The sequence below is a fragment of the Microbacterium sp. NPDC057741 genome, from assembly GCF_042798735.1.
In the GTDB taxonomy this organism is placed as follows: domain Bacteria; phylum Actinomycetota; class Actinomycetes; order Actinomycetales; family Microbacteriaceae; genus Microbacterium.
The window spans coordinates 1-21,014 of sequence record NZ_JBHVJW010000009.1 but is presented as its reverse complement, the minus strand read 5'-3'; the positions used below and the strand labels follow the sequence as shown (position 1 = coordinate 21,014).

Sequence of the window (21,014 nt, the reverse complement as noted above, 5' to 3'; positions counted from 1 at the left end):
CCGCGCCCGCTCCCGTCGACGACGGCACCGTCGCTCGGCTCGTCGCTATGGCTCCGCCTCTCTCGGTGGATGCTCGCGCCCGTCTCGCGGCGTTGCTCGCGCCGAGCAAGGGGGCGAAGCGGTGACTACAAGCGAAACCGCCCCGGTTGTGGCGACCAGGGCGGTTCAGAAAGATCGTTGCGACGCGACCGGTATCCACGATACCGCGCCCCTCGGACATTCGCTCCTGGCGCGCTACCTCTCCGAGTTCGCCGACGCTCGTCGAGCGCTGCGCGGTCAGCTCGTCTGCGTGCGCTTCTCCGGCTCCGCGCTCGACGCTGGCCTCTGCGACGTCACGGGCCGCGTGAAGGCCGCCGACCGCACCGGCCTCCTGCTGGTCACGCCTGGTCACGTCGAGCTGGACGGCTCCGAGGTCGTCGTGCTTATCCCGTGGGTTCAGGTCGAGCGGGTCGTCGTCGGCTGGTCCGCCGACGTCTTCCCCGAGGAGGTCGCATCGTGAGCGGCAAGCGCAAGAAGCGTCCCTACGCCGATGCGGTCACGGGCTACGTCTCGCGGGCCTGGCCGTCGGTGATCCCCGTCGTCGGCAAGGGCGGCAAGGGCAAGCTCCCGACCGGCTGCACCGGGTACGACGGCACCGTCTCGCGCGCCGACCGCGACGCCTGGGCAGCCTCCTCCTCCTGGCGCGCAGCCAACATCGCTATCCGTCACGAGCTGACGCTCGCGTTCGACGAGGACTCGGCCACGGTCGACGACCTCCGCGCGCTGCTCGAGGCTGAGCGCGGCGAACCTCTGCCCGACCTCGCGCCCACCTGGTCGTCGACCGCGCGCGGGAAGGACTCGCCTCGGCGTCAGCGCTTCTACCGGCTGCCGAGTGCGGTCCCGGAGGGCATGCGGATCCGATCGCGACCTCTGGTCGGGATGGAGATCCCGTGGCGCGGTCACCGCTATTCGGTCGTCTCCCCGAGCGTGCATCCGGTCACTGGGAAGCCGTACCACTGGTACTCGCCGACCGGTGAGCGTTGCGAAGCGCCCGCTGTCGCGGACCTCCCGCTGCTGCCCGTTGAGTGGTTCGAGGCGCTGCTGGAGCCGCGCGAGGATCGCTCCTCGGCCCGCTCCGTTGATCTGGACGAGTGGCACGATCGCGGCCGCACGAAGCCGACCAAGCGCGTCCGCGCTGCGGCGAAGTCCGTTCCGACCTCGGGCGTCGACAACAACGCTCTGATGTCCATCGTCGGTCCCGTGGTCGCTGCTGCGTGGGAGGACCGCGCCGGGCGTCGCTGGGCGCATGACAAGGCGCTGGAGCGCTACTCGGGCGGCTACGGACGCGACTCCGCCGCCCACTTCGAGCGCGCCTGGGCGCGAAAGGTGGCCGAAATGCCCGACGATCTGACGGCCACGTTCCCGCTCTCGAAGGAGGAGCGCAAGCGGGCTGCCGCTGCTCCTGCTGCGCCCGTGCCCGCCCCGGCGCGTGCCTCCTCGCGCGAGGTCCAGCTCGACGACGAGGAGCTCCTGCTGGATGCCCGCCGGGCGGAGGCGATTGCCGCCGACCTGCGCGGCCAGGTGCTCTACGTCGACGGTCATACGCCGTACGTCTGGGACGGCACCCGCTGGCAGATGCGGGATGCCGCCTACGTGCTCGAGCTGGTCCGGGGCTGGCATCTGGATCATGTCCCCGATGTGCGCGCGGGCGAGCTGTCGAGCTTCATGTCGGCGTCACGGATCCGGGCGTCCGAGGTGCTCATCCGGGGTCAGCTCGCGGTGCGCGCCGACCAGCTCGACGCTCATCCGCACCTGCTCAACGTCCGTAACGGCGTGCTGGACCTCCGCACCGGCGACCTCGCCGCACACGATCCCGAGCTGCGCCTGACGCACGTCACCGCGGCGCGGTATCTTCCCGGCGCGCGTCATGCCGACTGGGATGCCGCGCTGACGGCTCTGCCGGGCGACGTAGGCGAGTGGCTGCAGGTGCGACTGGGGCAGGGCCTCACCGGGCATCCGACGCCCGACGATCGCCTGCTGGTGCTCCACGGCGGTGGCAAGAACGGCAAGTCCGTGTTGCTCACCGCGATCAACTCGGCGGTAGGCGACGGGTTCTCGCGAGTGGTCCCTCACAAGGTGTTGCTCGGCTCTCCGAGCGATCACACGACCGAGCTGACGACGCTGCAGGGCGCGCGCCTCGCGTGGCTCGAAGAGCTGCCCGAGGGTAACCGCCTGGACGTCGTGCGCCTCAAGTCCGTGCTCGGCACCGAGTGGATCACAGCCCGCCGGATGCGCCAGGACAACTCGACCTTCCCGACGACGCACTCGCTCTACGTCACGACGAACTATCGCCCCTCGATCTCGGAAACCGACCACGGCACCTGGCGTCGCCTCGCACTGGTCGAGTTCCCGTTCACCTTCGTCACCGGTCGCCAGGTGCCCGATCCTTCTCGCGGGGAGCTGGTCGGTGATCCAGGCCTGCGGGGTCGACTGAAGGCGGGTCGGGCGGGTCGCGCTGAGGCCGTTCTGGCCTGGCTGGTCGAGGGCGCGATGCGCTTCTACGCGGCGGGCGAGGAGTTCTCGCCGCTGCCGCTGGAGGTCGAGGCGGCCACCACCGACTGGCGCGCGAGCGCCGACTCGGTGCACGGGTTCCTCGTCGAGAACGTGATCTTCGACGAGGCCGGGTTCGCCTCGTCGCAAGACCTGTACCGGCGGTTCTCCGCCTGGCTCGGCGATCGGGGTCATGCGAAGTGGTCGGAGACGCTCTTCGCCGAGCGCCTCGCGCGTCACGAGCTGATGCGCAGCGCGATCAAGGGTCGGCCCCGCATCGGCGGGAAGCAGACCACGGGCTGGACGGGGCTGTCGCTCCGCCCGAATCAGGAGGCGCTCACCTCCTGGGATACGAAATCGGAGGACGAATCATGACCAAGCTGACCGTTCACTCGATCGGTGCCCGACGCATCGAGAAGAGCCTCGAACGCGAACGTCTGCAGCTCGAGCGCCTGCAGCGCGAGATGGATGCGCCTGCTCCTCCACCCGGCGGCTGGGTCGAGGCCGCCCCGGTTCCGGTCGACGTCATCCACGCTCGCATCAACGCCTCGGCGGTCGCGCCACGCGCGCTGCAGGTCGAGTGCGTCGATCACGCCGCGGCGGTCGGCGTGCCGTGCTGGGGCGGGGCGTCCTCCGGCGTCGCCGGGGTCTGCCGCGACCGGCTCTCGCGTCGATCGGCGGTGGCATCGTGACCGCCGCGGCTCCGCTGCTCTCGGTCGCGGAGGTGCGCGTGCGCGTGCTGTCGTGCACGACCTGCGGCGTCGGCCCCGCCCATGAGTGCCGGACGTCGGAGGGTGTGCTCGGCTGGCTGGGCGTGCATCCGGATCGCGTCGTGGACGCACTGGTGCGCGGCTCCGAGGTCGACGAGCGGCTGTTCTGGGCCGCCGAGACGAGCCGCGACCCTGGGGTGATCGCTGCGGCGGCTCGCGCCCGCCTCGACCGGGCAAACCGTGGCATCGCCGCGGTCGCCTCCGCCGGGGGTGCATCATGACGCGCCGCTCCGGCTTCGTCGGCTTCATCCCCGCCGCTGCTGACCGCGCCGCCGTCGAGCACGCCTCGGCCGCGCGGCAGGGGCGGCTCGAGCGGGCCGCAGAAGAGGCGCACGCTGCCGCTGAACGTGCCCGCGCTGCCTCTCGGCGCTCCGCTGCGGCCGCTGCCGCGGGTCGCCGCGTACAACCGGCCCCAGCGCCCGCCCCGGCGGCTCCTGCGGCCCCTGCGGTCCCCACGCGCGTGGTCCCCGAGTCCGAGTACCAGCTCATGATGCGCGCGGTGCACACCGTGCTCAAGAAGTTCTGATCCCCGAAGGGAAGTTCTCTCATGTCCACCACCACCTCTCCCGCGGCCGTCCCGGTCGCCGTCCAGCTCTCCGGCTCGCTGCTGCCCTGCGGCATTTGCGGCGTCGCCGTAGAGGGTCCGCATCTGCAGCGCGATGTCGTCGAGCTGACGATCTCGGCCGTCGACGATCCGCGTCTCGGCGTCCGCGACCTGCACCCGCCTCGTGCTCTCGCCGTCACGCGCTGCGCGGCGTGCCGTGGCCGCCTCGAGCGTGCCCGTGCCGCCGTCGACGTGTTCGGCGCGTTCGCTGCCCGCCTCGGCTCCCGTTCCCTCATCGTCGAGCGTCTCGAGGCGGTGCTCGCCGTCGAGGGCATCACCGGCACCGCCGTGCGCCTCGACTCGCCGCGCGACCTTTCGACCGCGCTCGAGCACCTGAACGTCGCCGGGGCCGCGGCGCTGTGGTCGACGCGCTTCGCGCCGGTGCAGGCGTCGGGTGCTCGGCTCGGCGTGGCGAACGCCGCGCCCTTCGCCCACGTCGACGCCGAGGTGCGCCAGGCGGCCCGCGACGGCCTGGCGGCGCTGCTGCGTTCGCACATCCTGCGCACCGGGCCGGTGGCGGTCCCACTCGGCCCTCCCGCCGACAGCGCCCGTCGCGGCTGCCTGCTCTGCGGCGTAGCAGCGAGCACGGTGTGGGAAGCGCTCACGGCGTCGACGCGCTCGCTCGGGGGCCGCCCGTCGCCCGAGCCGGTCGAGGGTGATGTCTGCTCCGCCTGCTCGGACGCGCTCGCCGACGTCGGCTCCGTCGGTCAGACCTCGCTTCGCCGCGCGCTGCTGCAGCACCTCGGGATGACGCGCACCTTCGCCCTCGACGCGATCGAGATGACCGTCGTCGGCTGGGGCGCTCTCCCGGACGGCACGCCGCCGAACGCGGCGCCGTGGGCGCACGTCGACGTCGCGGCGCTGCGGCGCGACCTCGCCGACGTGCAGGAGCGCGGCTACGTGAACGCGGGTGCGCGATGAGCGGCGTGGGCGTGGTCTGGGCGGCGCTGGCGGAGCGTGCGACGCTCTCCGGCGTCGACCTCGCTTCGCTGCCGCGCTCGGCGTTCCTCGACGCCGCGATCGACGACCTCATCGAGCGCGTCGACCCTCGCGTGGACAGCCGGAAGTCGCTGGCGGCGATGTGCTCTCACCTCGGCGCTACGGAGGAGGGCGACCTCCCCGACATGATTGCCTTTCCGGGTCACGCCTTCGTGGGGTGCCCGGCGTGTGCTGCCGACTTCCGCGACGAGATCGAGTCGGGCCGCCGTCGTACCTGCGAGCGTTGCGACACGGCTCGGGCCTCGGCGCTGCACAAGGCGCTCGTGCCTGTCGAGGTGGCGCGGCCGCACGTCGTGTTCGCGATCGCCCTCTGCGAGGCCTGCGCGGTCGCCGAAGGGCTGCGCGGCACGGATCTGGCGGTGCTGCCGTGAGCGCGGCGGACGTGGCGATGCTGCTGGCGGTGCGCTCGATCGCGCCGCCGTCGGTCGCCGATGTGCGCGCGGACTTCGCCCAGCTCGGGGATGCGCCCAGCGAGGCGGCGCTGGACCGCTTCGGGACGGCGCTGACCGTCGCGTGGGTGACCGGCACGCCGGGGCGCGGTCGCGCGTGGCGGCCGGAGATCGCCGCTCCCCGCGAGGAATGGCGCGAGTGGTTCGCCGCGACCGGATATCTGCACGTCGGGCTCCGGCTTCCTCGGCTTCGGCCGCGGTCGCCGCTGGTGCTCTACCGGGCGGCGACGCCGGGTCATGAGCGCGGCATGGCCTGGACGCCGGATCGGTCGTGGGCGGAGATGTTTCAGGCGATCCACGCCGCCGACGGGCTGCGGTCGACGATCTGGACCGTGCGCGCTGAGCCGGGCTGGGTCCTGGCGAAGGCGGAGCACCCTGGCGGCAACATCGAGTACGTGCTCGACCTCCCCGACTCGGCTTCGGTGGTCGAGGTGCCTCCCGGCGCGGTGCCGGGCATGTCGACGTGGGGTCGCTCCGCGGCGGGGCTGCTCATCCACGATCGTGGGCGCGTGCTCCTGCAGCGGCGCTCGTCATGGGTCCAGCAGGGCGGCACCTGGTCAATCCCCGCAGGGGCGGTCGAGCGCGGCGAGACGAGCCTGCAGGCGGCGCTGCGCGAGGTCGCCGAGGAGTGCGGCATCGGGCGGGATGCTCTCAAGGTGTCCGGGCGGCAGCATCGCGCCGAACCGGTCGAGGGCTGGCGCTTCACCACGCACGTCGCCCGGCTCCGCAAACGCGCCCGCGGCGTCGCCGCGGCGAACACCTGGGAGTCGTCGGGTCACGAGTGGGTGCCGATTGCCGAGGTGGCGAGGCGGCCGCTGCATCCGGGATTCGCGGCCTCGTGGCCGGACGTGCGCGATCTCCTGCCGGATCGCCCGGTGCGGGTGCTCTTCGTCTGCGCGGGCAACATCTGCCGCTCGCCCACCGCGGAGCTGCTGCTGCGGCGCATGGCCGCCGATGCGGGTGTGGCGGTGGAGGTCGCCTCGGGCGGTGTCGCCGTCGGGGTGGGGCGGGGAATGGATCCGGGGTCGCTCGCCGAGGCTGCTCGTCACGGGCTGGACGGCTCTGGCCACCGGGCGCGGCATGTCTCGCTGCGGGAGATCGGTCGGGCGGATCTGATCGTGGCGCTGGACCGCGAGGTCGGCGAGACGGTGCGCCGGATCGCCTCGACCGTGGAGGCGGCTGCGGTGGTCCGCGTGGCGCACGTCCCGAATCCGTGGCGCGGCTCGGCTGCGCTCTACGAGGTCGCTTACCGGGCGATCACCCCCGTCTGCGCCGACGTGCTCGATGTCGTGCGCTCTCTCGAAAGGAGCAGGCCATGAGCGATCAGGACCGGATCGTCAGCAAGCATCCGCGGCCCCCGCAGGAGGGCGGTAACCCCATGCAACCCGTCGCGGAACCGTCGGGCGAGGTTGACGAGTGGGGTCGCCGGATGTGCGGCGCTCGGACGCGGGAGGGCGGCTCGTGCCGCGCCCCGGCGATGGACGGCCAGGCGCGGTGTCGGCTGCACGGTGGCGCGTCGCCGCAGGCTCGGCGCAAGGCTCGGCTCAAGCTCATCGAGCTTGTCGACCCGGCGATCGCCACCATCGCGCGCGTCATGGTGTCGGCTGAGAAGCCTGCCGACAAGCTCCGCGCTGCTGAGGCGATCCTGGACCGCGCCGGGCATCCTCGCGCCTCTCGCGTCGAGGGCCACATCTCCGTCGAGGACTCCCGCGAGCTGCTCGTCGAGAAGCTGCTCCAGCTCCGCGCTGGTGCCTCGCCTGCAGCGCTCGACGCGGCTGCGCTCGAGGTGGTCGACGCCGAGGTCATCGACGACGCCGAGTAGGGCGGCAACGACGAGGGCGAATCGCGCTCTCGCGGCGGGTCGGGTGGCGCATCCCGGCCCGCCGTTCTCGTCGTCAGCCCTTGTACTTGGGGTTCGGGCGGCGCAGCACCGCCTGGTAGTCGCTGCCCATCACCCAGTTCTCCTTGCCCGAGGTGGATACGACCTCCCAGCCCTGCGCGACGAGCTTCTTCACGTCCTTCGCGCGGCGGACGATCTTCGTCTCGTAGGGTTCCTTCTTGCTGGCCACGGTGGCTCCTCTCTCGGCGGTGTTGCCACCATCATCGCGGAAGCTGGGATAAGCCCTATCGACAACAGCGGGCGCGGTGGACCACACGGCGTATCCGGGGCGGCTCTATCCGCCGCGGATACTCGGCCCTTCGAAGCTCGGCGGGAGCGGCCCCTGCTCGACCGGCTCGAAGCGGCGGCACTCCGGGCAGCTCCAGCCACCCTCCTCGCCGCGCATCACGACGCCGCAGTCCGGGCATCGCGGCTCGGTGCTCCCGAAGTCGTCGGCGTAGGTCATCCCGCTACCGTAATCCTTTACGCGCTCCGAATCGTCGCCTTAGTGCGGCTGGGGGTCGAGGGGGTCGCCCTTCGCGGGCATTTTCAACTTCCGACCGCCGCAATCGCCAATCTCGCGCCGCCCGACTTCCGCGTAATTCCGGGGGGTGTGCAGGGTGTGCAGCCTCTCTATATTGACGCGCCCACGCGCGCGCATTTCTCGTCAATGTTGAGTGCCTGCACACCCTGCACACCCTCTTAACGTCGCGTCGGCGCTCCCTTTAAGCGACGCGCCCCGACGGCGGTGGCGATCCCGTCCGCCCCGGTGTCGCGCGCCTCGGGTACGGTCGGGCCATGAGACTGCTGACCGAGGGCTGGTGCGAGCGCGGCCCCTCTCTCTCCGAAGCCGCCGCCGCGGTGCCGCCTCCCGCCTCCGCATGGTGGGACTCGGCCGAGTTCCTAGACGGCCCCGACGACGACCGCCGCGCCGCGATCAACCTCTGGCTGCTCACCGGCCTCACGCCCGAGCGCCGCGACGTGAAAGGCGAGCGCGACGGCGACGGCCGCGTCGACCTACTGCTGCGCCCACTCGACGCTCCGGTCGAAGTCGTCGAGGTGCTCACGACGCTGGACCGCGACCACCAGGACGCCGTGCCGCGCGCCGCTGCTCTCGTCGCCGAGCTGAACGGCGACGCGCCTCCCGCGCTCCTGTTCCCGGTGCATCTGGAGCGCGGGTGGGAGCCGCCCCTGACGCGCGGCCGGAAGGGCAAGGCGACCGGTCGGCGATGGGCTGCGGTGGTCGAGCGCCTGCAGCGCGAGGCGGCTGCCGGTGCGATCAGCGCTGAGGTCGCGGCGGAGGCGGCTGCCGTGTTCCCCGGCATCGAGTTCCGCGACCCGATCGACGATCCCGAGCGCGGCGGGTTCTGGCTCAGCTCGCTCAACGCCGCGGTGCGCGATCCCGAAGACGTGCCCTACCTCGAGCGCCTCTCCGCGTATCTGGCGGCCGAGGAGCGCCCCGTGCACCACGTCGCCAAGCTCGCCCGCGAGGCGGCCGCTCTGGGCGCGCAGCGGCGGCATCTGTATCTTCTCGTGGCCTCCGCCGGGGAGTGGGGCGATCTGCTGCCGACCTCGCCGAGCTGGTTCACCGACGGCACCTTCACCGCGCCCGACGACCTCACCGACCTCTGGCTCGACGGCGGCACCGGCTACATCATGCGCTGGCGGCGCGAGAACGGCTGGACCTACCACGACACCCGCTGAGGCGCGTCGAACGTCTGGGCGTCCGGCCGTCCACCTATCCTGATCTCATGCTGCACGCGTTCATCGATGAGTCCGGTCAGCGCGGGCATACCGACAACGCCTCGCCGCACTTCTTGCTGAGCGCGGTGGTCATCCGCGATCGCAACCTTCCGTTTCTGGGGACCGTCCTCGAGCAACTGCGCGGCGACCTCAATCGCCCTGCGGGCACCTACCTGACGTGGAAGAACATCCGCTCACATGCCGAACGGCTGCAGATCGCGGAGACGATCGGTGGTCAGTTCTGGCTCAAGACGATCACCGTCGTGGCCTGCAAGCTGCATCTCCCGCCGTCGGATATGACGGTCGATCAGATGTACATGTACCAGTTCCGGCTCCTGCTCGAACGGCTCTCCTGGCTGGCTCGGCAGCATCAGGAGGTCGCGACCTACACGCTCGCGCATATCCGCGGGTTCAAGCTGTCGACGCTTCGGCAATATGAGGCGGCTCTGCGCAACATCCCCACCCAGATCGCGTGGGATCACCTGGATCCGAACGGCGGCTCGATCGACCAGCCTCAGCGCGATGAGCGTCTGCAGCTCGCAGACCTCGTGGCATCGGGCACTGCGCCCGCCTTCAACCCGGACCGGTTCGGCCGTACGGAGTCGCGCTATCTGGAGCTGCTGCGCCCGGCGATCTACCAGCACTCCCCGTCGAGCGAGCTGACCTCGTATGGGCTGAAGCTCCACCCCTGGAACGCGAGCACGAGGGCCGCGTATCCGTGGATCGGAAACTTGTAGCGCGTGGCGACCGGCGAATCGCTTTCGCGACGGCAACTTGACAGCTGCTGACGATCGTCCACGCACTTCAGAAGGTAGCACGCCCGGATCCGGGGATCCTGTAGGCGCGACCTGCATACGCTCTACGCGTGCCAGAGGATGCTCAGCGTCCCCGCCATTGCGGCGTCGGGCATGTTGCGCCGGTTCCCCTGCCCGACGCTGTAGACGACGATCGTCATCAGCGCCTCGATCACCGCGCGCTTGCGCCCGAGTGTCAGGCCGTCCCACGCGGCGCGCACGTCGTCCGCGCCGACCAGATCGCGCAGCGGCTCGACGACCGCGCCGCGCTCGAGCTTCCCGCGCACCTCGGCGAGCTTCGTGTCGACACGCTTGAGCCGCCGCTGGTACTCCGCACGGCCGATGAGGCCTTCGTCGCGGTCGTCGCCCAGCTCTCGCCGCACCGCCTCCAGGCGCGTCAGCTCAGCGCTCAGCGCCTCCGCGTCGGGCCGCTCGCGGTCGATGAGCAGATCGGCCGCGTCCGGCGCTGCGAGGCGCGCGACGACGAGCCGCGTGATGAAGTCGTCGAGCGGGTCGCCTCGCCGCATGAAGTGCGCCATGCTGCCGCACCGGTACGAGTGGATGCCCTTCTCTCCGCCGCCTGCGCGGATCGGCATGCCGCACCGCTCCTCGGCCAGCGCGGCCGCGGCCTCCGCGATCTCTTGCGGCGTCAGCTCGGCAGCGTCGTCGCGGCCGGTGGCCTGCAGCGCCCGCGCTTCGATCGCGGCGTCGTCGCGCTTGCCCTGTCCTCCGCAGATCGCCAAGCCGCTGAGCAACCACCGCCGCGTCGGACCAGGCGAGGTCTTCCGCTCGGGGTGCTCGAGCTTCTTCTTCGCGGCCTGCCACTGCTCCGGCTTCACGATCGCGGGCCAGCGCCCCCGCACGCAGTCGTCGATGCCGATCGCGCCCTGGTCGTAGTGCTGGCCGTCCTTCGGTGCTTCGCGGGGTAGGAGCGCGGCGTAGTACGGGTTCATCAGCATGCGGCGTACCGACGTCGGCGAGAACGGTACACCCTCGGGGTGCCGCTTCGTCGGCATCGTGCGCTTCCCGGCCGTGTTCAGGTCGCGGGCGATCGACCCGAGCGGGACGCCGCCGAGGAAGGCCTCGAAGATCCCGCGCACGTCTGCAGCACGCTCGCCGTCCAGCTCGTAGGCCTCATCCGTGCCGCGCTCGGCGCGCTCCTTCGTCGTGACCCAGCGGTAGCCGTACGGCACCCGCCCCGACGTAGGGATGCCGCTGTCGCGTCGGCTGTTGTTGCGGTTCACTCGGCGCTCGGCTTTCGTCTCGCTCTCGGCCCTCGCCACCGACGTGAGCAGGTTCGCCATTAGGCGTCCGTTCACCGTCGTCAGGTCGACCTCTCCGTCGGCGGTGACCACCTGCGCCTTCGCCGTCGTCAGCGCCTCGAGCGCGGAAAGCGACCGGCCGAGGCGGTCGAGCTTGCGGACGATCACGACGTCGAATCGCCGCGCTCTCGCGTCGTCGAGCATCCGCGCGAACGCGGTTCCCTCCTCGCGTGCGGCGTACCCGCTCACGCCGTCGTCGATGTACTCGTCGACCACCTCGAAGCCTCGCCCGACGGCCGTCGCCCGCCCCTGCTCGAGCTGGATCGCGATGCCCTCGCCGTCGGAGACGGACTGCCGCGCGTAGATCGCGGCGCGGGTCTGGTGCTTCTTCGGCGTCATGGCTCAAGTATGCGCTAACTACTCTACAGCCGCCATCGTGGTGATCGCGTACTCCGCGGTCGCCGCGCCGGACTCGTCGGTGAACAGCGACGCGGCTCGGCGCCGAGTCAGCTCAGGGATCGGATTCTCCATCATCTCTTCTTCTCTCTTCTGGCGCGCGCCGGTCGCGCACGCACGTTCAGATCGGCAGCGGTGTCGACGCGAGCACGCTGAGCATGAGCGGGGCGACCCCGAGCAGCAGGAATGCCGGCAGCGTGCAGGCGCCCAGGGGCAGCAGCAGCCGCGATGACAGTCGCGCGGCTCGCAGCCGGCCCTGCACGCGGGCCTCCTGACGCTGTTGTGAGGCGGATGCCCGCAGCAGCTCCCCGGCCGGCACTCCGGCCGACCTGGACAGCTCCAGCACCGAGGCAGTGCGATCCGCGTCGTCGCCGAGCGAGGCCGGACTGCGATCGACGAGCAGCAGCGCGCGCGGGATCGCCGCACCACCGGCGAGGGCGACCGACATCAGCTCGGCGTGCATCCCCGGCGTGCCCGCGGCCGGCTGCGCGCGCCGCACGAGCGCGGTCGTCCACCCGCGCGCGGCCAGCACCAGCAGCACTCCGGCGATGACGCACCCGGCGCCGAAAGGGTTCGTCACCAGCACGCCGATCGTGTCGAAGCCGAGCGCGAACCCGAGCAGCAGGCCGGCGAACGGCAGCCAGAGCAGCAGCCGTGCCGTGCCGGTGGGCTCGGCCAACGCGATCCGCACATCGTCGGCCGCGGTCGCAGCGTCCTGCAGCGACTCGGCCAGCGACCTCAGCACGTCGGCGAGGGGCGCCCCCACCGTCGTCGCGATCTCCCACGCGGCGGCGACGTCGGCCCAGGCGCCGCCCTGAGCGGCGATCTCGGTCACCAGCTCGCCGCCCTCATCGCAGCCGGAGACGATGCGCTCGGCGTGGGTGTCACCGGACTCGGCGAGGTGCCGCCACGCCGTCATGGGACGGGCGCCGGCCTGCAGCAGCACTGCGAGGGTGCGCACGGCTGCGGCCGCCTGAGCCGCCTCGACGCCCGCATCCGGCTTCGTGCGCGCCCGGCGCCCCGCCCTCACCACGGGCGCACCTCCTCGATGCCGAGTCGTTCGCCCTCGAGCACGAACCGGCCCGTCTGCACGATCTGCCTGGTGCCATCCGGACGCCGCGCGAGATGCACCACCACGGTGAACGCGCTGACGACCTGGCGCGCCAGCGCCGGAGCATCCATCCCGGCGAGCGCGCCGAGCGCCTCCAGCCTGGCCGGTACGTCACCGAGGCCGCTGGCATGCAGTGTGCCGGCACCGCCGTCGTGACCCGTGTTCAGCGCGGTGAGCAGATCGCGCACCTCTTCGCCGCGGCACTCCCCGACGATGAGCCGGTCCGGCCGCATCCGCAGCGATTCACGCACGAGCATCGCGAGCGTGATCCGCCCCGCTCCCTCGAGATTCGCCTGCCGCGCCTCCAGCGCGACATGGTGCGGATGCGGCGGTCGCAGCTCGGCGACGTCCTCGATCGTGACGATCCGCTCCCCCACGGGGACCGCCGCCAGCATCGCAGACAGCAGGGTCGTCTTGCCCGTCCCGGTGCCCCCGGTGATGAGCACGTTGGCGCGCTCCGCGACGAGTGTCCGCAGCCACGCGTGCTGAGCGGCGTCGAATGCGCCCAGCGCGGCGAGCGCGCCCAGGTCGGCAGCCCGCACCCGCGGCACGCGGATCGAAAGAGCCGTGCCCGAGGTCGAGACCGGTGCGAGCACGGCATGCACGCGGATGCCGGAGTCGAGGCGCACGTCGACGCAGGGCGCTTGATCGTCGAGGTGACGGCCGCCGAGGCCGACGAGCGCAACGGCCAGGTCTCGCACCTCGCGCTCGGACGCCCTCCACTCCGGCACCCGCTCGGCGCCGTGACCGCGGTCGACGAAGAGCCCACCGGCGCCGTTGACGAAGATGTCGGTGACCCGCTCGTCGGCGCAGTGCTCGGCCAGCGCGCCGAACGCCGGGTCCACCTGCAGCGGCGCTGCACGGTCGCCTGCGGCTGCTGGTGTGCGGCGGGGACGGAGCACGAACGGATCGGTCATGCCCCGACGCTAGGAGCCCGCGGGGACGCCGGAGGGCCGCGAGCACACGCCCTGTGCAGAAGAGATCGCAGAACGCGATTGTGGAGAGCAGCTACCTGGCGACCGCGGGAGCGCTCCCAAGAAAGTGGGCGGCATCTCACGGGGGGAATGAGATGCCGCCCAGTGCGCGCCACCGAATCGGGGGGTATCGGGCGCGCAAAAGCCGGAATACGATTACGGCTGAGCAAGAGTGTACGCAAGGAAGGCGTCCTCACAAAACGAACACGCAGTACTGACTTTCGGCAGTATGCGGTGCCGGGCGCCGGGGATAGATTCGCCGTGTCACGGTCGTGTCCCTGCACGACCCCCATCCGCGCAAAGGAGCGAGCGCCCATGAGCAGCCAGATCGATCATCTTCTCAACGAGTCCCGGCAGTTCCCGCCCTCGCCCGAGTTCGTCGCCCAGACCATCGACGATCCCGCCCTGTACGAGCGCGCGGCCGCCGACCGTGAGGGATTCTGGGGCGAGCAGGCCCGCGAGCTGCTGCACTGGCATAAGCCCTTCACCGAGGTGCTGGACTGGACCAACCCGCCGTTCGCGAAGTGGTTCGGCGACGGCGAACTCAACGTCGCCTACAACTGCCTGGACCGCCATGTCGAAGCCGGCATCGGCGATCGTGTCGCCATCCACTGGGAGGGCGAGCCGGGCGACTCCCGCAGCATCACCTACGCCGAGCTGACCGATGAGGTCAAGCGGACCGCGAACGTGCTGGCCGACCTCGGCGTCGGTCACGGCGACCGCGTCGCCATCTACCTGCCGATGATCCCCGAGGCCGTCATCTCGATGCTGGCCGTCGCCCGTCTCGGCGCGATCCACTCCGTCGTCTTCGGCGGATTCAGCGCCGACAGCCTGCGGTCACGCATCGACGACGCCGGCGCGAAGGTCGTCATCACCGCCGACGGCGGCTACCGCAAGGGCAAGGTGTCCGCACTCAAGCCGGCCGTCGACCAGTCCCTGGCCGATCGCAACGGCGAGGGCGAGCAGCAGACCGTCGAGCACGTGCTCGTCGTCAAGCGCGGCGGCAACGACGTGGACTGGACCGAGGGTCGCGACGTCTGGTGGCACGATGTCGTGCCCGCGGCATCCGCCGACCACGAGGCGCAGGCGTTCCCGTCCGAGAACCCGCTGTACATCCTTTACACCTCGGGTACGACAGGGAAGCCGAAGGGCATCCTGCACACGTCCGGCGGCTATCTGACACAGGCCGCGTACACCCACAAGTACGTCTTCGACCTGCACCCCGAGACCGACGTGTACTGGTGCACGGCGGACATCGGCTGGGTCACCGGCCACTCCTACGTCGCCTACGGCCCGCTCGCCAACGGCGCCACGCAGCTCATGTACGAGGGCACCCCGGATGCCCCGCACCCCGGCCGCTGGTGGGAGCTGGTGCAGAAGTACGGCGTCACCATCCTGTACACCGCGCCGACCGCGATCCGCTCCTTCATGAAGATCGGCCGTCAGGTGCCGAACGAGTTCGACCTGTCCAGCCTGCGCCTGCTCGGCTCGGTGGGCGAGCCCATCAACCCCGAGGCATGGATGTGGTACCGCGAGGTCATCGGCGGCGGCAAGGCTCCGATCGTCGACACCTGGTGGCAGACCGAGACCGGCGGCATCATGGTCTCGCCGCTGCCCGGCATCACCGCCGCGAAGCCCGGCTCGGCGCAGGTGCCGCTGCCCGGCATCTCGATCGACGTCGTCGACGAGCAGGGCAAGGAGGTCGAGAACGGCGCCGGCGGGCTGCTGGCGATCACGAAGCCGTGGCCGTCGATGCTGCGCGGCGTCTGGGGCGACCCCGAGCGCTTCAAGGAGACGTACTGGGAGAAGTTCGAGGAGCAGGGATTCTACTTCGCCGGCGACGGCGCCCGCCTCGACGAGGACGGCGACCTGTGGCTGCTCGGCCGCGTCGACGACGTCATGAACGTCTCGGGCCACCGGCTCTCCACCGCCGAGATCGAGTCCGCACTGGTCGCGCACGAGGCCACTGCCGAGGCCGCAGTGGTCGGAGCCTCGGACGAGACCACCGGTCAGGCCGTGGTGGCGTTCGTGATCCTCAAGGAGAGCTTCCTCGCGGAGCACACTCCCGAGGGCCTCGCCACGCAGCTGCGCGGCTGGGTCGGCGAGCAGATCGGCCCGATCGCCCGTCCGCGCGACGTCTACATCGTCGGAGAACTGCCGAAGACGCGCTCCGGCAAGATCATGCGCCGGCTGCTGCGCGATGTCGCCGAGGGACGTGAGGTGGGCGACACCACGACGCTGGCCGACACCGCGGTGATGAGCATCATCTCGGCGCAGGTCAAGTAGGTCGACGCTTCATCTCAGAGATGGAAAAGGCTGGTTCCCGGCATCCGGGACCAGCCTTTTCCATCTCTGGGGGTGTTCAGCCGAGCAGGAACGCGACCTCGACCTCAACGGGCGCGTCCAGCGGCAGCACCGAGACGCCGACGGCGGCGCGGACGTGCACGCCGGCGTCGCCGAAGATCTCGCCGAGCACCTCGCTGGCGCCGTTGGCGACTCCGGGCTGACCGGTGAAGGAGGGGTCGGATGCCACGAACGCGCCCACCCGCAGCACGCCGACGATGCGGTCGACACCGCCTGCGGCGGCCGCAGCCGCGGCGAGGGCGTTGAGCGCGCACGTGCGGGCGTAGGACTTGGCATCCTCGACCCCGATGCCGGCGCCGACCTTGCCGGTCGCGGGGAGCGCGCCGTTCTCGAACGGCAGCTGACCGGAGGTGTAGGCGACATCGCCGTGCACCGTGGCGGGAACGTAGGCGGCGACGGGCGCGGCGACGGCGGGCAGCTCGATGCCGAGCTCCGCGAGACGTGCGGTGGTGCTCATCGGATCACTTCCCTTCGAACTGGCGAGCGGCCTCTGCCGCGGCTGCGAGGCCGGCGTTCTCCGTCGCGGCCTCCTGGACGGGGCGCTTGAAGTAGGCCACGAGCCCGCCCTCGGGGCCGGTGACGACCTGCACCAGCTCCCAGCCCTGCTTGCCCCAGTTGTTGAGGATCGCCGCCGTGTTGTGGATCAGCAGCGGGGTGGTCAGATACTCCCACGTCGTCATGGCACTCCTGTGCGTCAGCAGGCCGGCAGCGGCCTGGCGTTCGGGCTGTTATTCAGGGAACTCCCCTACCATCAAGCGTATGCCCCAAACGAAACGCACGGTGAAGGGTGTGCTCGGAGGACTGCTCGGCCTGGTCGGCCTGAGCGCGGTCGCCGGCCTCCTCGTCACTGCGACGGTCACCCCTGCCATCGCCATGGCCGGTTACACCGGCTCGCAGGCGCTGACCCTTTTCGAAGAGCTGCCGAGCTATCTGAAGCCGTCCGAGCCGATGGCTCCGACGACGATCTACGCCAACGACGTGAACGGCAAGCCGTTCAAGCTCGCCACCTTCTACGAGCAGAACCGCACGCCGGTCACATTCGGCCAGCTTTCGCCGACCCTCGTCGACGCACTGCTGTCCAGTGAGGACAAGAACTTCTACTCTCACGGCGGCGTGAACCTGCTGTCGACGGTGAAGGCCGCGGTCGACAACTTCAAGGGCACCTCGTCGCGCGGCGCGTCGACCATCACCCAGCAGTACGTCAAGAACGTGCTCATCCAGCAGTGCGAGCAGGACGTCCCGTCCGACGACCCGGAGTATGACGCCAAGATCCGTGCCTGCTACAACGACGCCGCGGCTGCGAAGGGCTCGAAGGGCATCGAGCGAAAGCTGCAGGAGATGCGTTACGCGCTGCAGGTCGAGAAGGACTACTCCAAGAACGACATCCTGCTCGGCTACCTGAACGTGTCGAACTTCGGCGGCACCACCTACGGCATCGAGGCCGCGGCGCAGCGCTACTTCAGCACCTCGGCGGCGAACGTCACGCTGGAACAGGCGGCGACGCTGGCCGGCATGGTGCAGGAGCCCAACTCGCTGCGCATCGACCAGCCCAAGGGGACTTGGACCGACAAGGACGGCAAGGCGCACAACAGCGCCGAGGACGGCTATCAGACCACGAAGACACGCCGCGACTACGTGCTCGGCAACATGTACACCAACGGCCAGATCACCAAGGCGCAGTACGACGCGGCCAAGGAGGCGCCGGTCACCCCGAAGCTCTCGAACACCACGCAGGGCTGCGGCAACGCCGGTGACAACGGTTACTTCTGCAAATACGTGCAGAGCGTGCTCAAGGACGACCCGGCATTCGGCGCCACGGCGGAGGAGCGCGCCTCGAACCTGAAGCGCGGCGGGATGAACGTGTACACGTCGCTCGACATGCGCCTGCAGGGACCCGCGATCCAGGCCGTGCACGACCGCGTGCCGCCGACGCTTCCCGGCATCCTCGTCGGCGGCGCCGGTGTCTCGGTCGAGGCGAGCACTGGACGCATCCTCGCGATGGCTCAGAACACGTCGTTCAGCGAGGCTGCAGACGCCTCGCTCGCCAAGGGCCAGTCCGCTCAGGTTTTCGCTGCGGACAAGAAGCACGGCAGCGCGACGGGCTTCTCGGTCGGTTCGACGTACAAGCTCTTCACGCTGATCGACTGGCTTGAGAAGGGCCACTCCGTCAACGAGGTGCTCGACGGCCGGGCGTCTCAGGTGCACGGCACCTTCAATCGCGACGGCTGCGGCGGCCCGTACACGCTGGCCGCGAAGGACATGATCAACAACTCGGGCAAGGTCGGCGGCTATGTGGGCAGCGTGATGAAGTTCACCGCGGCATCGCTGAACTCCGGCTTCCTGGCGATGGCGCAGCAGCTGAATCTCTGCGACATCAACCAGGTTGCGAAGCGGATGGGCGTGCACCTCGGCAACATGGCCGATGTCACGAAGGACAGTAAGGCCAACCCCGGCGCCAACGACCCGTTCCCCTCGGTGCTGGGATCGAAGAACATCGCCCCGCTCCAGATCGCCGGCGCCTACGCGACCGTCGCGAACAAGGGCAAGTACTGCGAGCCTCGCGTGATCGACAAGGTGATCGGCCAGGACGGCAAGGAGATCGCCCCGCCGAAGGAGTCCTGCACCCAGGTGATCGCTCCGGAGATCGCCGCCACCGCCGCCTACGCGCTGCGCGGCGTCATGAACGGCGGCACGGGTGGAAGAGCCAACCCCAACGACGGCACTCAACTGATCGGCAAGACCGGTACTGCTGAGAAGGCGCACACCATGCTCGTCGAGTCGAGCACCAAGGTCGCCACGGCGGTCTGGGTCGGAAACGTCACCGGCGACAAGTCGCTGCGGAACTTCTCCTGGAAGGGCACCGCGCTCAACAACATCCGATTCCCCCTGGCGAAGGCGATCCAGGGCGCAGCCAACAAGATCTACGGCGGCGACGCGTTCCCGAAGCCCGACCAGAACCTCACCCGCAAGGTGCTCAAGGATCTGCCCAGCGTCGTCGGCATGCCCGTCGACGCCGCCAAGAAGACGCTGGAGGATGCCGGATTCCAGGTGAGCGTCGGCCCGGCTGTGGACAGCCCCCAACCGGCTGGCGCCGTGGCCACTCAGGCACCCGGCGCCGGCCAGGTCGCTGCCGGCACCACGGTGACGATCTCGCCCAGCACAGGCAAGCAGGCGCAGACCGGCACGCCGGTGCCTGACGTGAAGGGCAAGTCCGCCGCCGAGGCGATCGTCGCGCTCAACCAGGCCGGTTTCACGAACATCGACTGGGGCGGGGGCAGGTGCCAACCCGACTCGCAGGTAGCCGACACCGATCCGCCGGCCGGCTCGACAGCTCAGCCCGACCAGCGAATCAAGCTGCAGTGTGACAAGGGCAACGGCCGTTGACCACGCGTAGCGCCCATCCGGCCCTCATCGCGCTCGGCGCGGTGGGGGCCGTCGGCGTTGCGGCGGCGACCTGGGGAATCGGCATCGAGCGATACCTGTTCACCGTGCGCACCGCGACCGTCCCCGTGCTCTCCCCCGGCTCCGCGCCGATCCGTGCGCTGCACCTGTCTGATGCGCACATGGCCCCGTGGCAGCACCGCAAGCAGCAGTGGCTGGCCTCACTCGCTGCGCTCGAGCCCGACCTGGTCGTGAACACGGGCGACAACCTCGGGCACGTGGACGGGCTCGCCGGCATCCGCAACGCGTTCGCGCCGCTGGCCGGCATCCCCGGCGTGTTCGTGCACGGGTCGAACGACGTGCACGTGCCGTCGCCGCGCAACCCGTTCAAGTACTTCATGGGTCCTTCGAAGCGGCGCACGAAGACGCCGCTGCTCGACACGGCCGCGATGGACGGCTTCTTCACCGACGAGCTCGGCTGGACCGATCTCAACAACGCCGCGGCCCGCCTGACGGTCGCGGGTCAAAGCGTCGACTTCTTCGGCGTCGACGACCCGCACCGCGACTGGGACCGTCTGGACGCCCTGCCGGAGCAGATCACCGCTCTCGGGCCCCGTGATCCCGGAGCATCCGTGCTCGCCGTCGCGCACGCGCCCTATCAGCGCGTGCTGAACGAGTTCATCGATCTCGGGGCCGACATGCTGATCGCCGGTCATACCCACGGCGGACAGGTCTGCCTGCCCGGCTACGGCACGATCGTGGCCAACTGCGACATCCCGCTGAAGCAGGCCAAGGGGTTGAGCACCTGGTCGCACGGCGGACGCTCGGTGCCGCTGAACGTCAGCGCCGGCTGCGGCACGTCGATCTACGCACCGGTGCGCTTCGCCTGCCGACCGGAGGCATCGTTGCTGACGCTGGTCGCACGCGACGAGAGCTGATCGGCGGCCTATGTCCACTCCCGCCGGGACGCAGTCGCTGCGCTGGGAAGTGGGCGTTGTCTATGTACTGGTCACGGTAGGCGTCTACTTTCTGACCATCCCGACGCTGAGCGCCTCGATGAGCGCGCTCGAATAGGGGCCCCTGATGGCGTCGGCCCAGATCGTCGCGATCTTTCTGCTTGTGGTCACACTCCCTGCGCTCCGGAGCATTCCCCAGATCGAGCGTCGTGTCTCAGCCCGCCCCGCGTCGGTCCTCCTACTCCTCGGCATCTTTGCTGCGATCATCTGGATCTCGGTACTGGTGTGGGCGCTGAACATCGCCTTCGCCTCCGATGCTCCGCGAGACTGGCAGACCCATCTTCAGTACGGCAGCCGGTTGCTCCTGTGGAGTTGCACGTCGTGGGGGCTCGTGCTGTCCGGATGGTGTGCCACGTGGTCCGGCCGCCGACGAAGAATGCTCGGCGCCTCGATCGTCGCCGTGCTCGGAAGCGCGCTCATCATCACGTGCGCTCGATTCGTCGTTACGGCCCCGGCCATGTAGACTCGAACAGTTGCAAAAACGGGGTGTGGCGCAGTTTGGTAGCGCGCGTCGTTCGGGACGACGAGGTCGCAGGTTCAAATCCTGTCACCCCGACAGTAAGCGAGAAGGGGGGGGGGGCCCCCGGCGGGGGGGCCCCCCCCACGCGCCGGGCCCCGGGGGGGCGCCGGGGCCCCCCGCCCCCGCGGCGCCCCCCGCCCGCGCCCCCCCCCCCCCCCCCCGG

General features: G+C 70.4%; 22 protein-coding genes, 1 tRNA gene and 1 pseudogene. 16 read left to right on the top strand and 8 right to left on the bottom strand.

The annotated features are described in order from the left end of the window. Positions 1–121 precede the first annotated feature (121 nt). Genes ACFVDO_RS19400 through ACFVDO_RS19360 form a run of 9 tightly spaced genes read left to right on the top strand, consistent with a single transcriptional unit; the run spans position 122 to position 7,173 of the window. Entirely contained in the window at positions 122–499 is a 378-nt protein-coding gene (locus ACFVDO_RS19400) for a hypothetical protein (protein ID WP_378859268.1), read from the top strand. Continuing rightward, the gene (locus ACFVDO_RS19395; protein WP_378859269.1) at positions 496–2,904 is read left to right on the top strand and encodes a phage/plasmid primase, P4 family; all 2,409 of its coding nucleotides are present in this window, start codon (positions 496–498) and stop codon (positions 2,902–2,904) included. The genes ACFVDO_RS19400 and ACFVDO_RS19395 overlap by 4 nt, the downstream gene beginning before the upstream one ends. Beyond that, positions 2,901–3,221, top strand: a complete 321-nt coding sequence (locus ACFVDO_RS19390) for a hypothetical protein (protein WP_378859270.1) — start codon at positions 2,901–2,903, stop codon at positions 3,219–3,221. Before ACFVDO_RS19395 ends, ACFVDO_RS19390 begins: the two co-directional genes overlap by 4 nt. Next, complete coding sequence (locus tag ACFVDO_RS19385; RefSeq protein WP_378859271.1) at positions 3,218–3,520, top strand: hypothetical protein; 303 nt, start codon at positions 3,218–3,220, stop codon at positions 3,518–3,520. Before ACFVDO_RS19390 ends, ACFVDO_RS19385 begins: the two co-directional genes overlap by 4 nt. After that, a complete protein-coding gene (locus ACFVDO_RS19380) occupies positions 3,517–3,825 on the top strand; it encodes a hypothetical protein (protein ID WP_378859272.1) in 309 nt (102 codons plus the stop codon). Before ACFVDO_RS19385 ends, ACFVDO_RS19380 begins: the two co-directional genes overlap by 4 nt. Positions 3,826–3,846: 21 nt before the next feature. Then, a complete protein-coding gene (locus tag ACFVDO_RS19375; protein WP_378859273.1) occupies positions 3,847–4,824 on the top strand; it encodes a hypothetical protein in 978 nt (325 codons plus the stop codon). Next, on the top strand, positions 4,821–5,273 hold the full coding sequence (locus ACFVDO_RS19370) for a hypothetical protein (protein WP_378859274.1): 453 nt from the start codon (positions 4,821–4,823) through the stop codon (positions 5,271–5,273). Before ACFVDO_RS19375 ends, ACFVDO_RS19370 begins: the two co-directional genes overlap by 4 nt. Next, positions 5,270–6,670, top strand: coding sequence for an NUDIX domain-containing protein (locus ACFVDO_RS19365; protein ID WP_378859275.1), 1,401 nt, complete (start codon positions 5,270–5,272; stop codon positions 6,668–6,670). Before ACFVDO_RS19370 ends, ACFVDO_RS19365 begins: the two co-directional genes overlap by 4 nt. Continuing rightward, a complete protein-coding gene (locus ACFVDO_RS19360) occupies positions 6,667–7,173 on the top strand; it encodes an HGGxSTG domain-containing protein (RefSeq protein ID WP_378859276.1) in 507 nt (168 codons plus the stop codon). Before ACFVDO_RS19365 ends, ACFVDO_RS19360 begins: the two co-directional genes overlap by 4 nt. Positions 7,174–7,246: 73 nt before the next feature. Here ACFVDO_RS19360 and ACFVDO_RS19355 read toward each other — a convergent pair whose 3' ends face one another. Together ACFVDO_RS19355 and ACFVDO_RS19350 are read right to left on the bottom strand one after the other, a co-directional pair. Continuing rightward, positions 7,247–7,420 carry a hypothetical protein gene (locus ACFVDO_RS19355; protein WP_378859277.1) on the bottom strand — a complete coding sequence of 58 codons (174 nt, stop codon included), beginning with the start codon at positions 7,418–7,420 and terminating at the stop codon, positions 7,247–7,249. 105 nt (positions 7,421–7,525) lie between these two features. Next, positions 7,526–7,696 (bottom strand): hypothetical protein, encoded by a 171-nt coding sequence (locus ACFVDO_RS19350; RefSeq protein WP_378859278.1) that lies wholly within the window; start codon positions 7,694–7,696, stop codon positions 7,526–7,528. 332 nt (positions 7,697–8,028) lie between these two features. On the opposite strand from ACFVDO_RS19350, the gene ACFVDO_RS19345 reads away from it, so the two are divergent. Together ACFVDO_RS19345 and ACFVDO_RS19340 are read left to right on the top strand one after the other, a co-directional pair. Next, positions 8,029–8,934 carry a hypothetical protein gene (locus tag ACFVDO_RS19345; protein ID WP_378859279.1) on the top strand — a complete coding sequence of 302 codons (906 nt, stop codon included), beginning with the start codon at positions 8,029–8,031 and terminating at the stop codon, positions 8,932–8,934. 47 nt (positions 8,935–8,981) lie between these two features. After that, positions 8,982–9,710, top strand: a complete 729-nt coding sequence (locus ACFVDO_RS19340; protein WP_378859280.1) for a DUF3800 domain-containing protein — start codon at positions 8,982–8,984, stop codon at positions 9,708–9,710. A gap of 122 nt (positions 9,711–9,832) precedes the next feature. Here the strand turns inward: ACFVDO_RS19340 and ACFVDO_RS19335 are convergent, their stop codons facing one another. From ACFVDO_RS19335 to ACFVDO_RS19320, 4 genes and pseudogenes are all read right to left on the bottom strand, one after another. Continuing rightward, positions 9,833–11,428, bottom strand: a complete 1,596-nt coding sequence (locus ACFVDO_RS19335) for a recombinase family protein (protein ID WP_378859281.1) — start codon at positions 11,426–11,428, stop codon at positions 9,833–9,835. Between the two features lie 24 nt (positions 11,429–11,452). After that, a pseudogene (locus ACFVDO_RS19330) lies at positions 11,453–11,563 on the bottom strand (DUF4244 domain-containing protein); the annotation flags it as partial. A gap of 43 nt (positions 11,564–11,606) precedes the next feature. Next, entirely contained in the window at positions 11,607–12,518 is a 912-nt protein-coding gene (locus ACFVDO_RS19325) for a type II secretion system F family protein (RefSeq protein ID WP_378859282.1), read from the bottom strand. Then, positions 12,512–13,513 (bottom strand): TadA family conjugal transfer-associated ATPase, encoded by a 1,002-nt coding sequence (locus ACFVDO_RS19320; protein WP_378859283.1) that lies wholly within the window; start codon positions 13,511–13,513, stop codon positions 12,512–12,514. Before ACFVDO_RS19320 ends, ACFVDO_RS19325 begins: the two co-directional genes overlap by 7 nt. Positions 13,514–13,885: 372 nt before the next feature. Here ACFVDO_RS19320 and acs point away from each other — a divergent pair, with 372 nt between their 5' ends. Further along, a complete protein-coding gene (acs, locus tag ACFVDO_RS19315) occupies positions 13,886–15,856 on the top strand; it encodes an acetate--CoA ligase (RefSeq protein ID WP_378859284.1) in 1,971 nt (656 codons plus the stop codon). 76 nt (positions 15,857–15,932) lie between these two features. Here the strand turns inward: acs and ACFVDO_RS19310 are convergent, their stop codons facing one another. Both ACFVDO_RS19310 and ACFVDO_RS19305 read right to left on the bottom strand, forming a co-directional pair. Then, positions 15,933–16,391, bottom strand: a complete 459-nt coding sequence (locus ACFVDO_RS19310) for a RidA family protein (RefSeq protein ID WP_378859285.1) — start codon at positions 16,389–16,391, stop codon at positions 15,933–15,935. 4 nt (positions 16,392–16,395) lie between these two features. Then, positions 16,396–16,614, bottom strand: coding sequence for a hypothetical protein (locus ACFVDO_RS19305; protein ID WP_378859286.1), 219 nt, complete (start codon positions 16,612–16,614; stop codon positions 16,396–16,398). Between the two features lie 79 nt (positions 16,615–16,693). Between ACFVDO_RS19305 and ACFVDO_RS19300 the strand changes: the two genes are divergently transcribed. The 4 genes from ACFVDO_RS19300 (at position 16,694) to ACFVDO_RS19285 (ending at position 20,887) form a co-directional block, all read left to right on the top strand. Next, complete coding sequence (locus tag ACFVDO_RS19300) at positions 16,694–19,318, top strand: transglycosylase domain-containing protein (RefSeq protein ID WP_378859287.1); 2,625 nt, start codon at positions 16,694–16,696, stop codon at positions 19,316–19,318. Further along, entirely contained in the window at positions 19,315–20,253 is a 939-nt protein-coding gene (locus ACFVDO_RS19295) for a metallophosphoesterase (RefSeq protein WP_378859288.1), read from the top strand. The genes ACFVDO_RS19300 and ACFVDO_RS19295 overlap by 4 nt, the downstream gene beginning before the upstream one ends. A 145-nt stretch (positions 20,254–20,398) precedes the next feature. After that, on the top strand, positions 20,399–20,794 hold the full coding sequence (locus ACFVDO_RS19290; protein ID WP_378859289.1) for a hypothetical protein: 396 nt from the start codon (positions 20,399–20,401) through the stop codon (positions 20,792–20,794). Positions 20,795–20,813: 19 nt separating this feature from the next. Continuing rightward, positions 20,814–20,887: transfer RNA gene (locus tag ACFVDO_RS19285), tRNA-Pro, on the top strand. Positions 20,888–21,014 lie beyond the last annotated feature (127 nt).